Consider the following 13,861-nt stretch of genomic DNA (forward strand, 5'->3'; position numbering starts at 1 on the left):
CTGGTCCCCGGGGCGCCCCGTCCCCCCGCACTGTGCCGGGGCGGGCACAGCCCCACCAGGGTGCCCGACGCGGTGCCCCGACCGGGCACCGCGTCGGCGCTGACCTGCCGGCATCCGGCGGGCGCGACCGGCTCGCCGGTCGAGCAACACCACGCGCAGCACGCCGCGTTGCGCGCCGAGCACGGCAGTGACGTGCGGGCGTGGCAGCTCTACGACTGGCTGGCCGCGCGGTTCGGCGCGGAGCGGGCGCAGGCCCGCTGGCCGGGGGATCCGCCGCTGACCGGGTACGGGCCGATCGTGCCGACCGGGTCGGTGCTGGGCACGGTCGGCACCGGGCACGACATCGCGGCGGGCACGCCGCTGGTGGCCGGCGCGCAGGACGCGTATCTGGCGTTCTGGGCGGGTGGCCTGGACCGGCCCGGCCGGGCGATGGATCCCGGCGGGCGCACCGGTGGGCTCGCCGTCGCGGTGGCCGCGGGCTCGCCGGCCGCCGACGCGTACGCGCTGCCCTCGGCGGTGCCCGGGATCGACATAGTCGGCGGCCCGGTGGCCGCGCACGGGCTGATCCTGGAGTGGCTGCGCGATCTCACCGGGCGCGACGTGCGCGACCTGCTCGGGTTGGCCGCGCACGTGCCGCCGGGCGCCCGCGGCGTAATGGTGTTGCCGTATCTGGAGGGCGAGCGCGCACCGCGCTGGAACCGGGAGTTGCGCGGCGAGGTCTTCGGCCTGAGCGCGGGCGCCGGGCCCGGCGAACTGGCCCGCGCGGTCCTTGAAGGCGCCGCGTACGGGCTCGCGCACATCGCCCTGGAACTGAGCGCGCGCGGCGCCCGCCCGACCACCCTGGTCTGCGCCGGATCGCCCGCGCGCAGCCCGCTGTGGTGCTCGATCAAGGCCGCCGTGCTCGGCGTGCCGGTCGAGGTGCCCGCGGAGACCGACCTGGCCGCCTACGGCGCGGCGCTCGCCGCCGGGGCCGGGGCGGGCTGGTGGCCCGTGCCCGGCGCCGGGCGGGCCGGCGACTGGCCGCGCCCGGCGATGACCGTGTTCGAGCCCGAACCGCACCCCGAGTACGCGACCGGCCTGCGCCGCTTCCTCGAACTCGGCGACGCCGCACAGGCGCGGGTGTCCGTACCCGCGGGGGCCGGCGTTGCCGCCCGCGCCGAAGCGACGCCCGCCGCGGCGACGCCTGCCGAACCGGTGTGCGCCGAACCCATCCGATCCGAACCGATTCGCTCCGAGGAGCCGACGTGCCCAATCCGGTGATCTTCATGGACCTGCCGACCCCCGACGTGGAGGCCACCTCGGCCTTCTACGCGGCGCTGTTCGACTGGGACTTCAAGCGGCGACCCGCCGGCGAGTTCAGCGAGGTGCTCCCGGGCGTCAAGCCCAACCTCGGGATCCGCCGCGAGGCAAGCCCGGCGGTGGGTCCGGTGCCGCGCATCTACGTGATGGTCGACGAGCCGCCCGTCTACCTCGACAAGGCGGTCGCCGCCGGCGCGAGCGTGTTGTGGGAGGAGAAGCCGTGGGCCGAGTTCGAGGCCCGCTACGCGGCGTTCCGCGACCCGTGGGGCAACGAGGTCGTGCTGTGGCGCGACAAGGGCACGTACTTCACCCACGGCCACGCCCACCAGGTCTGACCCCGGCGGTCCCCGAGTCCGACGCCTGTCGGTTCCGTCCGTCCCGTCCCTCCCGCCCGTCCCGCCCGTCCCCGAGTCCGACGCCGCGTCGGATCCCGTTCGGTGCACCCGAGTTCCCCCCGGAAAGGACCCCGCATGACCAACACCCTGGTCTTCGTCGACATGCCCACGCCCGACATCGACGCGACCACCGAGTTCTACCGCGAACTGTTCGGCTGGACCATCAACCCACGCCCGCAGGGCGTCTTCCACCAGATCGTGCCGGGCGAGGGGCTGCACCTGGGCCTGTACGACGAGGTCGCCCAGGTGCCCGACCCGGCGCCGCTGCCCCAGCAGACCCGCGCGGGACTGCACGCCCGGGTGTACATCCTGGTCGACGCGGCACCCAGCGAATACCTGAACAAGGCCGTGCTGCTGGGTGCGACCGCGCTGTGGGAGCAGTGCTTCTGGGAGGAGTTCGGCGGACAACACGCCTCGTTCCTGGACCCGTGGGGCAACCAGATCGTGATGTGGGAGAAGTGAGGTAGCGCCTCGCACCGAGGCGGCCGTGCGCACCCGTACCCGCGATCCGCACCGGATCGCGGGTACGGGCGTATCGGCGCCGCGCGGATCCGTACCCCGGCAGGGTGCGGCGCCCGGCGCCGATGGTTCGCATACTCGACTGCATGAACACGAACGGGCATCTCGCCGACTTCCTCCGCGCCCGCCGGGGCCGGCTGCGCCCCGCGGACGTCGGGCTGCGCACCTACGGTGAGCGGCGTCGGGTACCGGGCCTGCGACGCGAGGAGTTGGCGCTGCTCGCGGGCATCAGCGCGCCCTACTACGCCCGCCTGGAGCGCGGCGAATCCCGCAACGCGTCGCGGGAGGTGCTCGACGCCATCGCGAACGCCCTGCGCCTGAACGACTCCGAGCGGGCCCACCTGCACCTCCTGGCCACCGCCCCGAGTCGCGGCGGCACCGCCGGTCGGCCACGCCCGGAACGCGTCACCGCGTCCACCACCGCCCTGCTGACCGCCCTGGACGGCACGCCCGCCGTCGCGATCGGTCGCAGTGGCGACGTGCTGGCCTGGAATCGGCAGGGTCACGCGCTGTTCGCGGGCCATCTCGACCCGGGCGGTCCGAGCGAGCCGGGTCGGCGGCCGAACCTGACCGCGATGGTGTTCCTCGACCCGCACACCCGCGACCTGTACGCCGACTGGCAGGCCAAGGCCAGAACCGTGGTCGGCAACCTGCGACTGACCGCCGGGCGCCATCCCGAAGACGCCGCGCTGGCCCGGTTGATCGGCGAACTGACGATGCGCAGCCGGGAGTTCGCCGCGATGTGGGCGGACCATCGGATCGTCGCCTGCCATGTCGCCGACTACGAGATGCGCCATCCCCTGGTCGGCACGCTGACCGTCACCCAGCAGACGTTGCAGAGCCCGCAGGGAACCGGCCCGGCGCTGGTGGTGGCCACGGCCGCGCCCGACTCCCCGTCGGCGACCGCGCTGGCCCTGCTCGCGCACGCCACCGAATCCCGCGAGGCGACCTCACCGCGTCCGGGCGTGGACCCGGCCCGCACCGGCTGAACCGTACGCTCCCCGGCGCCCGCGGCGGTGCCGCGCCGGTACGCCGGCGATCCCGCGCGCCCTGCCGCCGCCCTCCCCTGCCATCCCCCATGTCGTGCCCGACCACGGCGCCGTACCTCGGCCGCCGCATGCCCGAAAACAGTGAAGGAACCATGTCCCAGCGCAAGCTCAAGCTCACCGTCGCAGCCGTCGCACTGGCCGCGACCACCTTCGTCACGACCGCCCCGGCCGGTGCCGCGCCGGCGACCGGCGGGCCGCTGACCGATGTCCGGATCGCCGCGCACTTCGACCTGGCGGCCGGGCAACAGGCGGAGAACATCGACCTGTTGCCCGACGGCTCGGCGTACGTCGTGTTCGCCCGCAGCCGCCAGGTGGCCCGGGTCGACGCACTCGGCAGGACGCACATCCTGGCGACCCTGCCCGCCCCCGCCGACGCCGGAGCGCACCCGCCGGCTCTCGACGCGCCGATGACCACCGGCATCGTGCGCACGGCGGACGGCACGGTGTACGTGTTGTACGCGGCCGGCACCGCCGACCTGACCGGGCTCTGGCGCGTCCGTCCCGGCCGGGCCCCGCAGCGCATCGCCGCGTTGCCCGCCGACGGCGTACCCAACGGGCTGGCCCTGGATCGGCGCGGCGGCCACTTCTACATCGCCGACTCGGTGCTCGGCACGGTCTGGACCGTCCCGGTCGCCGGCGGCACCCCGACCGCGTGGTCCACCGCCCCCGAACTCGCCGCTTCCGGCTTCCTCGGGGCCGACGGCGCGAAGGTGCACGACGGCGCCCTGTGGGTGACCAACCTGGACCGGGGCACACTGCTGCGCATGCCGATCCGCGCCGGCAACCGGGCCGGAACACCCCAGGTCAGGGCGTCGGGCCTGATCGGCATCGACGACATCGCGTTCACCGGGCGCGGCGACGAGCTGCTCGCCGCGATCAACGCCCCGAACCGGGTCGTGCGGGTGACCTCGGACGGTGCGGTGAGTACCGTCCTGGACGCCGGTGACGGGCTGCAGAACCCCACGTCCGTGGCGGTGCGCGGGCGCGAGGTGTATGTGCTCAGCGCGGCCTTCTTCACCGCCACCGATCCCAATCTGCTGCGTGCCCGTCTGGGTGGCGGCGGGAGTACGGCAATGGGAGGGCGGCGGTAGCGGTTCGGCGGTGGGAATCGGGCGGTAGGAGAGCGGCGGTAGCAGTCCGGCGAACCGGCCGCAGCAGGAGTCCGGCGGGCCGGCGAAGGCATTCCCCCTGCCCCGGCGCGGTGGCACTCACCCCCGGTGCAGGATCGGGCGTGGGTAGGGCGAATCCGCCGGGTTGACGTCGGTGCCGGGGGCGACCAGGGCGTCCAGGCGGGTGAGGATCTCCGGGGACAACTCGACCGCACAGGCGCCGAGTTGCGACTCCAGTTGGGTCTCGGTGCGGGGGCCGATGATCGCCGACGTGACGTTGGGATGGGCCAGCGCGAAGGCCAGTGCCAGTTCCGGCAGCGAGCAGCCCGCGTCCTCGGCGATGGCGGCGAATTCCTCGACCAGCGCGGTCTTCGCGGCCCGCACGGCGGCGTCCGCGTGGTCGAAGTGCTCGGCGTTGCGCACCGCCCGCGAGTCCGCCGAAACACTCTGGCCCGCGCGGTACTTGCCGGTCAGCCAGCCGCCGTTGAGCGGACTGAAGACCAACACGCCCAGGCCGTACCGCCCACATGTGGGCAGTGCGGCCGTCTCCGCGTGGCGGGCGAACGCCGAATAGGCCAACTGCTCGACCGCGAAGGGCTCGTGGCCGCGTCGCTCGGCGATCCACCGGGCCTCGACGATGCCCTCCGCGGGCAGCGCGGAGGAACCGATCGCGCGCACCTTGCCCTGGCGGACCAGGTCGCTCAGGGCGCCGAGCGTCTCGTCCGGGTCGGTGTTCGGGTCGGGGCGGTGCATTTGGTAGAGGTCGAGGTGGTCGGTCTCCAGGCGGCGCAGGCTGTCCTCCACGGCGCGGAAGATCCAGCGCCGGGAGGCCCCGCGGCGCAGCGGCGCGTCGGGGTCCATCGCCTCGCCGAACTTGGTCGCCAGCACCACGTCGTCCCGCCGGCCCTTGAGTGCCTTGGCCAGGATCGCCTCGCTCTCGCCGAACGCGTACACGTCGGCGGTGTCCACCAGGTTGATCCCGGCGTCGAGCGCGCGATGCACCATCCGTACGCACGCGTCGTGATCCGGGTTGCCCCACGCGCCGAACATCATCGTGCCCAGGCACAACCGGCTGACCTGGATGCCGGTGCGACCTAGCGGGGTGTACTCCACGGGTGCCCTCCAAAGGTGATCCACGCACGTCCTCCCCCCGAGGCTGGCACGACCGCGCGTGTGCACCGATGTGGTCCCGGCGCAGCGCACGGGCCGTTTGTTCGTGCCTGAAGCACATATCGGGGCCGTTTCCCGGCGCCTACCTTCGGCTGTATCGCAAACATCCCAGGTGACGGGGAGGAAGCTGTGCCGACTGACCAGCTTGGGGCTGCCGAACGTGCCCTGGACGAGCGGGTGGCGGAACTTCGCCGGACCGCGGCGACGCGAGAGGGCGACGGGCTCGTGGTCGCTCCCCTGCCGAGCGAGATGTTGCAGCCGTGGGAGGTCTGGGACCGGGATCTGTTCGATCTGGAGATGATCCGGGTCTTCGCCCGCTCGTGGGTGTGGCTGGGCGACACGGAGGATCTGCGCCGCCCCGGCGACTTCATCACCGGGCGGATCGGCAGCCAGTCGGTGCTGGTGGTCAAGCAGCGGGACGGCTCGATCAAGGGTTTCCTGAACAACTGCCGGCACCGGGCCTCGGGCGTCGCCTTCGATCCGGCGGGCAACTGCGGCAAGGCGTTCGCGTGCCCGTACCACGCCTGGACCTACGGTCTCGACGGCAGGCTGCTGTCGATTCCGGACATGAACCGGATGTACGGTCCGGACTTCCCGATGCAGCAGTACGGCCTGGTGCCCATTCGGGTGCATGTGGCCTTCGACAAGCTCGTCTTCGCGTGCCTGTCGCACAAGGCGCCGACGTTCGAGGAGTGGATCGCGCCGCTGTTGCCGCGCTACCAGGCGTACAAGATCGGCGAGTACCACCGCTATCACCGCGAGTTGGACGAGGAATACCCGTTCAACTGGAAGGCGTTCGTGGAGAACTCCAACGACGACTACCACGTGCGGTTCGTGCACCGGCGGCTGAACAAGGTGCGCAAGCAGATGGACACCATCGTGCGCTTCGAGGGTCGGACCACCAGCGGTTACAAGCCGCACAGCGACGCGTACGACATGTCGCTCGGGCGTACCGACCTGGGCGAGGAGGATCTGCGCGGCAGCTACGCGGAGTTCGTCTACCCCAATCTCACCCCGCTGCCCTACGCGTCCCAGTTGATCATGGTGCGCGCCGACCCGATCGCACCGGACCGGACCCGGCTGTTCTCCCGGATCTACGGGCTGACCGACGACATCGAGCTCCAGGAGCGCGAGTTGGTCAACCTGGAGCTGACCAACAAGGAGGACACGGACATGGTGACCGTGCTGATGGAGAACCTGCGTTCGCCGTTCTATCGGGTCGGGCCGCCCAGTGCCTGGGAGGGCCGCGCACAGCACATGATGCGGCTGATCCGCGAGGACGTGGCCACGCCGCTGGCGGCCGACGAGTTCACCGGCGCGATCGACTGAGCGAGCGATCGCCGCTGCCGCCGCCCTGGGCTCGTGGCAGTTCGACACCAACCCCGACACACCGGAACGTGAGAGGAGCCACCGCGATGGAACCGACGCTGACCGAGGCCCGCTGGACCCATATCGCGCTGCCGTCGTCCGACCTGGAGGCGGCGGTCGAGTTCTACACCTCGTTCACCCCGCTGGTGGTGGTCTCGCGGCACAGCGATGCCGCGGGATCCAATGCCTGGTTGTCCAACCCCAACCAGGTGCACACGCCGTTCGTGCTGGTCCTGGTCGCCTTCGACAAGGACAAGGGCAAGCCGCAGCCGCAGCTCACCCCGTTCGCGCACCTGGGCATGGAGGTGGCCGCCCGCGCGGACGTCGACGCCATCGCGGACCGGGCCCGCGCCGCCGGGTGCCTGCACTGGGAGCCGATGGATGTACCACCTCCGGTGGGCTACATCTGCGCGCTCAAGGACCCGGACGGCAACGTGGTGGAGATCTCGCACAACCAGCAGGTGTTCGCGGAGGTCCGCGAGCTGTGGGGCGACCGGGCCGACGCGTGAGCGATCCGGCGCGGACCCGACGAGCCGCCGAGGCGTATCTCGCGGCGCTCAACTCCGGTGATCCGGCGGCGATCGCGGCCCGGGTGAGTGTGGACTTCCACAACGAGCACACCTCGGCGCTGGGTCGCAGTCTGCACGGACGGGTCGCGTATCGCGAGCGACTGCCGCAATTTCTGGCCGAGTTCGGGGAATTGCGCTACGCCGTCGAGGACCTGCTCGTGGACGGTGATCGGGCCGCGCTCGCGTACACCATGACGTTCCGTCTGCGCGGCGGTTCGGCGGGCGCCGAACCGTTGCGGATCCGTGGGGTGTTCCGGCTTCGTGTGGTGGGCGACCTGATCGCGCATCGCGTGGACTACTGGGACGGCGCCGAGTTCGAGCGGCAGACGGCGGCTTCGACGGCCGACGCCGAAAACCAACGCTGACAACCATCGAAGGGAACGACTGTGCAGACCTTTTCCGCCACCGGGGCAGGCAAGCTCCGCCGGATGCGCCGGATGTTCGGTGCGGACGGCCGCGCCGTGTTCGTCGCGATCGACCACGCCGCCTACATGGGCGAGGGGCCGCCGTTGGGTGAGCCGATGGCGCAGATCGCCGCCGGCGGGCCGGACGCGGTGCTCGCGACCTGGCATCTGGCCCGGGCCTACGCCGATACCTTCGCCGATTCGGGGCTGGTGTTGCGAATCGACGGTGGTGCCTCGGAGTTGGGCGACTTCGCCCCGGGCGATGTCACCGACATCATGCATCTGCCCGAGCAGGCGCTGAAGTTGGGTGCGGACTGTGTGGTGGTGCTGGCCTTCCCCGGCGCGCCCGACGAGCACCTGTCGCTCCAGCGCCTGGCCCGGTTGACCTCGGAGTGCGAACAGCTCGGCCTGCCGGTGATGGCCGAGATGATTCCCGGCGGATGGGGCAAGGCGGTGCCGTGGACCACGGAGACGGTGGCCCGCGCGGCGCGGATCGGCGCCGAACTGGGCGCGGACATCGTCAAGACGGTGTGCCCGGGCCGGCCCGAGGAGTTCGCCGACGTGGTCGCGGCGTGTCCGGTCCCGGTCGTGGCGCTGGGCGGCCCCAAGTCGGACAGCGAGGACGAGGTCGTCGCGCTGGCCAAGGGCGTCGTCGACGCCGGCGGTGCGGGGGTGGCCTTCGGCCGGAACGTGTGGGGATCGGCGAAGCCGCAATTGCTCGTGGAGCGGTTGCGCGATGCGGTCCATGGGGGCGCATCCGTCTGATCGGCCGGTGGGCCGCTGGTCCTCATGCGCCGGACGGGCTGGGTTCGGAGCGGCCTGGCGGCCTGCTTGTCCTCAAACGCCGGACGGGCTGGATTTGGGCCGGCGGACCTCGCGCGCGAGGCCGGCTGAAGACCACACGGCCTTCGGCCCGTTTGTCCTCAAACGCCGGACCGGCTGGAACTGGACCGGCAGACCCCGGACCCGAATCCGGCCCAAGACCGAACGGCCTTGGGTCTGTTGCCCTCGGATGCCGGACCGGCTGGCATTGGACCGGCAGACCCCGGGCGCGAATCCGGATGAAGTTCGAACGGCCTTGGGTCTGTTGCCCTCGGATGCCGGACCGGCTGGCATTGGACCGGCGGGCCCCGGGCGCGAATCCGGATGAAGTTCGAGCGGCCTTGGGTCTGTTGCCCTCGGATGCCGGGCGGGTTGGATTTGGACCGGTGGGTCTCGGGTGCGGGTCGGGCCGCGGACCGAACGGCCTTCGGCCTGCTTGTCCTCGAACGCCGGACGGGCTGGAATTGGACCGGCGGGCCTCGCGCGCGAGGCCGGCTGGAGGCCACACGGGCCTTGGCCTGTCGTCGTCGAACGCCGGGCCGGCGGGCCTGGGGCGCGAGGCCGGCTGGAGGCCGCACGGGCTTCGGTCTGTTGGTCTCGGATGCAGGGCGGGCCGGGTTCGGGCCCTTGGTGGGTCGAGGTTCGTTCGTCCAGTGGGTTTTTCTTCTTTGGGTGCCGCGTGTTGGCTTCGCCGTGCCTGTGATCAGGAGTCGCGATCATGTCTCAGCAGGTCACCCCCGTATCCCGGGTGGTCATCCGGTTCGCCGGTGACTCCGGCGACGGCATGCAGCTTGCCGGCGACCGGTTCACCGCGCAGACCGCGCTTTTCGGCAACGATGTGTCCACCTTTCCCGACTTTCCGGCCGAGATCCGCGCCCCTGCGGGCACCCTTCCGGGGGTCTCCGCGTTCCAGGTGCAGTTCGCGGACCACCGGGTCACCACTCCCGGCGATGCGGCCGATGTGCTGGTCGCGATGAACCCGGCCGCGCTGCGGGTGAACCTGCCCGAGCTGCCGCGCGGTGCCCAGATCATCGTGGACGCCGACGAGTTCACCCCGCGCAACCTGGTCAAGGCGGGCTACCCGGCGGGCGTCGACCCGCTCACCGACGATTCGTTGGCCGACTACCGGCTGCACGCCGTGCCGCTGACCGGCCTGACCGTCGAGGCGCTGCGCGCCTTCGAGCTGCCGCGCAAGGATGCCGAGCGGGCGAAGAACATGTTCGCCCTGGGCCTGGTGTCGTGGCTGTACCACCGCCCCACCGAGGCCACCGTGGCCTACCTGCGGGAGAAGTTCGCCGCGCGTCCGCACCTGGCCGCCGCCAACGTGGCGGCGTTCACCGCGGGTTGGAACTTCGGCGAGACCACCGAGTCGTTCGCGGTCAGCCACGAGGTGCCGGCCGCGCCGCGAACTCCCGGCAGGCATCGCACCATCACCGGCAACCGGGCGCTCGCCTACGGGCTGATCGCCGCCGCCGACCGGGCCGGGCTGCCGCTGTTCCTGGGCTCGTATCCGATCACGCCCGCCTCCGACATCCTGCACGAGCTGAGTCGACACCGGCAGTTCGGCGTGACCACGTTCCAGGCCGAGGACGAGATCGCCGGGATCGGCGCGGCACTGGGCGCGGCGTTCGGTGGCGCCCTGGGGGTGACCACCACGTCCGGCCCCGGGCTCGCGCTCAAGGCCGAGACGATCGGGCTGGCGGTCTCGCTCGAACTGCCGCTGGTGATCGTGGACGTGCAACGCGGCGGCCCCTCGACCGGGTTGCCCACCAAGACCGAACAGGCCGACCTGTTGCAGGCGTTGTACGGCCGCAACGGCGAATCGCCGGTGCCGGTGTTGGCCGCCTCCTCCCCCGGCGACTGCTTCGACGCGGCGGTCGAGGCGGTGCGGATCGCGGTCACCTACCGCACCCCGGTGGTACTGCTGTCCGACGGCTACCTGGCCAACGGCTCGGAGCCGTGGCGGGTCCCGGAGCTCGACGAACTTCCCACGATCGACCCCGCGTTCGCGACCGGCCCGAACGCGGTCGACGCGGCCGGCGCGCCCTGCTTCCAGCCCTATCTGCGGGATCCGCACACCCTGGCCCGGCCGTGGGCGGTGCCCGGTACGCCCGGCCTGGAGCACCGGGTGGGCGGCCTGGAGAAGGCCGACCGCACCGGCGAGATCTCCTACGACGCGGCCAACCACGACCTGATGGTGCGCACCCGGCGGGCCAAGGTGGACGGGATCGCCCGCGACGTGCCGCCGCTGACCGTCGACGACCCGGACGGGAGCGCCGAGGTGCTGGTGCTCGGGTGGGGCTCCACCGCCGGGCCGATCGCCGCCGCGTGCGCCGAGGTTCGCGCCGCGGGCGGCTCGGTGGCCCGGGCCCACGTGCGCCACCTCGACCCGCTCCCCGCCGACTTGGGCACGGTGCTCGCCCGCTACCGCCGAGTGTTGGTTCCGGAGATGAATCTGGGCCAGCTCGCGCGACTGCTGCGTGCCCGGTACCTGGTCGACGTCGAATCCCTCACCCAGGTGCGCGGCATGCCGTTCAAGGTGGCCGAGCTGCGCACCGCGATCGAGAAGGTCGCCGCCGATGTCTGAGTCACGGCTTCTCACCATCGCCGGATCGGCGGCGGATCCCCCGCTGTCCGCCCGCGACTTCCGCAGCGACCAGGAGGTGCGCTGGTGCCCGGGATGCGGCGACTACGCCATCCTGGCCGCCGTCCAGGGCTTCCTGCCCGAACTGGGCCTGCGCCGGGAAAACATCGTCTTCGTCTCGGGCATCGGCTGCTCCAGCCGCTTCCCGTACTACCTCGACACCTACGGGATGCACTCGATCCACGGCCGCGCCCCGGCGATCGCCACCGGACTCGCCGTCTCGCGGCCCGACCTGAGCGTGTGGGTGGTCACCGGTGACGGCGACGCGCTCTCGATCGGCGGCAACCACCTGATCCACGCGCTGCGGCGCAACGTCAACCTGAAGATCCTGCTGTTCAACAACCGGATCTACGGCCTGACCAAGGGTCAGTACTCGCCGACCTCCGAGACCGGCAAGATCACCAAGTCCACCCCGGCGGGTTCGCTCGACCACCCGTTCAACCCGGTCTCGCTCGCGCTCGGCGCCGAGGCGGGCTTCGTCGCCCGCACCATCGACTCCGACCGCAAGCACCTGACCTCGGTGCTGCGCGCGGCGGCGGCCCACGAGGGCACCGCACTGGTGGAGATCTACCAGAACTGCAACATCTTCAACGACGGCGCGTTCGAGCAGCTCAAGACGCCCGGTGTGCGCGACGACTTCGTATTGCGGCTCGAACACGGCGCGCCGATGCGCTACGGGCCGGACGGCGCGCGCACCGTGGTGCGTGATCCCGGCGGCGGGCTGCGGCCCGGTGGCCCGGACGACGTCGCGGTCACGCACGACGCGCAGACGAGCGATCCGGTGCCCGCGTTCGCGCTGTCCCGGTTGCCCGAGGCCGGCGGGCCCACCCCGATCGGGGTGTTCCGCAGTGTGCGGCGGCCCGCGTACGACCGGCTGGTGGTCGAGCAGGGCGAGCGGGCGCTCGCCGAGCGTGGTCCCGGCAGCGTCGCCGACCTGCTCGGCGGCGACGCCTGGACGGTGCCCGAGCCGCAACCGCGCGTGGGAGGTGGTCCCGCATGACCTACGTCATCGGCGCGAACTGCGTGGACGTCAAGGACCTCACCTGCGTGACCGAATGCCCGGTCGACTGCATCTTCGAGGGCGACCGCATGCTCTACATCCATCCCGAGCAATGCGTGGACTGCGGTGCCTGCGAGCCGGTCTGCCCGGTCGAGGCCATCTACCACGTGGACGACCTGCCCGCCGACTGGTTGTGGCACCTGGACGCGGCGGCCGAGGCCACCGCAGGCCGCGAGGAGGTCGAGCCGGTGCCAGATCCGCCGACCGTGCTCGCGCTGCCGGCCCGGCCCACGAACGGGTGAACGCCATGCCCGCGTCCCCCCACCACCGCGAAGTCCCCTACCACCGCGAGATCACTCCCACACCGAGAAGAAGAGGAGGGCTGACGTGACCGACTGGCGCCTTGCCGTAGACATCGGTGGCACCTTCACCGACGTGGTCCTGTTGGATGCCGACACCGGCCGCGTGGTGGTCGAGAAGACGTTGACCACCCCGTCCGCCCCGCTCGGCGGGGTTCGGGCGGGCGTGACCTCCGCGCTGTCCAAGGCCGGCATCACGCCGGCCGACATCACCCGGCCGATCGTGCACGCGACCACGCTGATCACCAACGCCCTGATCGAGGGCAAGACCGGCCGAGCCGCACTGGTGACCACCTCGGGCTTCGGCGACACGCTGGAGATCCGCAACGAGCACCGGTACGACATGTACGACCTCCAGATCGAGTTCCCGGCCCCGCCCATCCCGCGCGAGCTGGTCTTCGAGATCGACGAGCGCACCACCGCGACCGGCGAGGTGTGCACCGCACCGAGCGAGGCCGAACTCGACGCGCTGGCGGCCCGGTTGGCCGCCGATCGGGTCGAGGCCGTCGCGGTGTGCCTGCTCAACTCGTACGCGAACGCGGCCAACGAGCGCGCGGTCGCCGAGGGACTGGCCAAGCGGCTCTCGGTGCCGGTGTGCGCGTCGCACGAGGTGACGCCGCAGATCCGCGAGTATCCGCGCATGGTCACCACCGCGTGCAACGCGGCCACGATGCCGGTGATCGGCCCCTACCTGGCCGAACTCCAGTCCTGGTTGACCGCCGAGGGCTTCGGCGCCTCGGTGCTGATGATGCTCTCCAACGGCGGCGTGGTCTCCGCCGACGACGCCCGCCGGGTGCCGATTCGGCTGGTCGAGTCCGGTCCGGCCGCCGGCGCCCTGGCCGGTGTCTGGTACGCCCGACGCCTGGGCGAGGAGCGGCTGTTCTGCTTCGACATGGGCGGCACCACCGCGAAGTCCTGTCTGATCGAGGACTATCGGCCGGAGTTGACCAACGCGTTCGAGGTGGCCCGGGTCTACCGGTTCAAGAAGGGCTCGGGCTACCCGTGCTCGATCCCCTCGGTCGACCTGGTCGAGATCGGCGCGGGCGGCGGCAGCCTGGCCCGGGTCGACGAGTTGGGCCTGCTCAAGGTCGGTCCGGACTCCGCCGGCGCAGACCCGGGTCCGGTCGGATACGCCCGGGGCGGCACCGTGCCTG

General features: G+C 71.9%; 14 protein-coding genes. 13 read left to right on the forward strand and 1 reads right to left on the reverse strand.

From position 1 onward, the window contains the following. The 5 genes from ACFXMF_RS42000 to ACFXMF_RS42020 form a co-directional block, all read left to right on the forward strand. Positions 1 to 1,260 (forward strand): FGGY-family carbohydrate kinase (locus ACFXMF_RS42000; RefSeq protein WP_380021114.1); only part of this gene is annotated, 1,260 nt, incomplete at its 5' end. Further along, the gene (locus ACFXMF_RS42005; protein WP_360319805.1) at positions 1,245 to 1,634 is read left to right on the forward strand and encodes a VOC family protein; all 390 of its coding nucleotides are present in this window, start codon (positions 1,245 to 1,247) and stop codon (positions 1,632 to 1,634) included. The genes ACFXMF_RS42000 and ACFXMF_RS42005, both read left to right, overlap by 16 nt. A gap of 135 nt (positions 1,635 to 1,769) precedes the next feature. Beyond that, entirely contained in the window at positions 1,770 to 2,156 is a 387-nt protein-coding gene (locus tag ACFXMF_RS42010) for a VOC family protein (RefSeq protein ID WP_360319807.1), read from the forward strand. A gap of 143 nt (positions 2,157 to 2,299) precedes the next feature. Then, entirely contained in the window at positions 2,300 to 3,202 is a 903-nt protein-coding gene (locus ACFXMF_RS42015; RefSeq protein ID WP_379991446.1) for a helix-turn-helix domain-containing protein, read from the forward strand. A gap of 152 nt (positions 3,203 to 3,354) precedes the next feature. Then, complete coding sequence (locus tag ACFXMF_RS42020; RefSeq protein ID WP_379991447.1) at positions 3,355 to 4,353, forward strand: hypothetical protein; 999 nt, start codon at positions 3,355 to 3,357, stop codon at positions 4,351 to 4,353. A 117-nt stretch (positions 4,354 to 4,470) separates the two neighbouring features. Here the strand turns inward: ACFXMF_RS42020 and ACFXMF_RS42025 are convergent, their stop codons facing one another. After that, positions 4,471 to 5,484 carry an aldo/keto reductase gene (locus ACFXMF_RS42025; protein WP_379991448.1) on the reverse strand — a complete coding sequence of 338 codons (1,014 nt, stop codon included), beginning with the start codon at positions 5,482 to 5,484 and terminating at the stop codon, positions 4,471 to 4,473. A 186-nt stretch (positions 5,485 to 5,670) separates the two neighbouring features. On the opposite strand from ACFXMF_RS42025, the gene ACFXMF_RS42030 reads away from it, so the two are divergent. The 8 genes from ACFXMF_RS42030 to ACFXMF_RS42065 all read left to right on the forward strand — a co-directional run. Then, entirely contained in the window at positions 5,671 to 6,870 is a 1,200-nt protein-coding gene (locus ACFXMF_RS42030; protein WP_360319815.1) for an aromatic ring-hydroxylating dioxygenase subunit alpha, read from the forward strand. 86 nt (positions 6,871 to 6,956) lie between these two features. Then, positions 6,957 to 7,418, forward strand: a complete 462-nt coding sequence (locus tag ACFXMF_RS42035) for a VOC family protein (protein ID WP_360319817.1) — start codon at positions 6,957 to 6,959, stop codon at positions 7,416 to 7,418. Beyond that, entirely contained in the window at positions 7,415 to 7,843 is a 429-nt protein-coding gene (locus ACFXMF_RS42040) for a nuclear transport factor 2 family protein (protein ID WP_379991449.1), read from the forward strand. Before ACFXMF_RS42035 ends, ACFXMF_RS42040 begins: the two co-directional genes overlap by 4 nt. A 21-nt stretch (positions 7,844 to 7,864) precedes the next feature. Then, positions 7,865 to 8,647, forward strand: coding sequence for a class I fructose-bisphosphate aldolase (locus ACFXMF_RS42045; protein ID WP_379991450.1), 783 nt, complete (start codon positions 7,865 to 7,867; stop codon positions 8,645 to 8,647). A 775-nt stretch (positions 8,648 to 9,422) separates the two neighbouring features. After that, on the forward strand, positions 9,423 to 11,291 hold the full coding sequence (locus ACFXMF_RS42050; RefSeq protein WP_379991451.1) for a 2-oxoacid:acceptor oxidoreductase subunit alpha: 1,869 nt from the start codon (positions 9,423 to 9,425) through the stop codon (positions 11,289 to 11,291). After that, on the forward strand, positions 11,284 to 12,348 hold the full coding sequence (locus ACFXMF_RS42055; RefSeq protein ID WP_360319825.1) for a 2-oxoacid:ferredoxin oxidoreductase subunit beta: 1,065 nt from the start codon (positions 11,284 to 11,286) through the stop codon (positions 12,346 to 12,348). Before ACFXMF_RS42050 ends, ACFXMF_RS42055 begins: the two co-directional genes overlap by 8 nt. Then, entirely contained in the window at positions 12,345 to 12,650 is a 306-nt protein-coding gene (gene fdxA / locus ACFXMF_RS42060; RefSeq protein ID WP_379991452.1) for a ferredoxin, read from the forward strand. The genes ACFXMF_RS42055 and fdxA overlap by 4 nt, the downstream gene beginning before the upstream one ends. An 85-nt stretch (positions 12,651 to 12,735) precedes the next feature. Next, on the forward strand, positions 12,736 to 13,861 hold a 1,126-nt coding region (locus ACFXMF_RS42065; RefSeq protein ID WP_380021116.1), incomplete at its 3' end, for a hydantoinase/oxoprolinase N-terminal domain-containing protein.

Source organism: Embleya sp. NPDC059213, from assembly GCF_042754445.1.
GTDB lineage: Bacteria > Actinomycetota > Actinomycetes > Streptomycetales > Streptomycetaceae > Embleya.

Excerpts from the sequence above, each read along its gene's own strand:
- ACFXMF_RS42050 (WP_379991451.1), top strand. The coding sequence starts at position 9,423 with ATGTCTCAGCAGGTCACCCCCGTATCCCGGGTGGTCATCCGGTTCGCC.
- ACFXMF_RS42015 (WP_379991446.1), top strand. The coding sequence starts at position 2,300 with ATGAACACGAACGGGCATCTCGCCGACTTCCTCCGCGCCCGCCGGGGC.
- fdxA (WP_379991452.1), top strand. The coding sequence starts at position 12,345 with ATGACCTACGTCATCGGCGCGAACTGCGTGGACGTCAAGGACCTCACC.
- ACFXMF_RS42055 (WP_360319825.1), top strand. The coding sequence starts at position 11,284 with ATGTCTGAGTCACGGCTTCTCACCATCGCCGGATCGGCGGCGGATCCC.
- ACFXMF_RS42035 (WP_360319817.1), top strand. The coding sequence starts at position 6,957 with ATGGAACCGACGCTGACCGAGGCCCGCTGGACCCATATCGCGCTGCCG.
- ACFXMF_RS42010 (WP_360319807.1), top strand. The coding sequence starts at position 1,770 with ATGACCAACACCCTGGTCTTCGTCGACATGCCCACGCCCGACATCGAC.
- ACFXMF_RS42020 (WP_379991447.1), top strand. The coding sequence starts at position 3,355 with ATGTCCCAGCGCAAGCTCAAGCTCACCGTCGCAGCCGTCGCACTGGCC.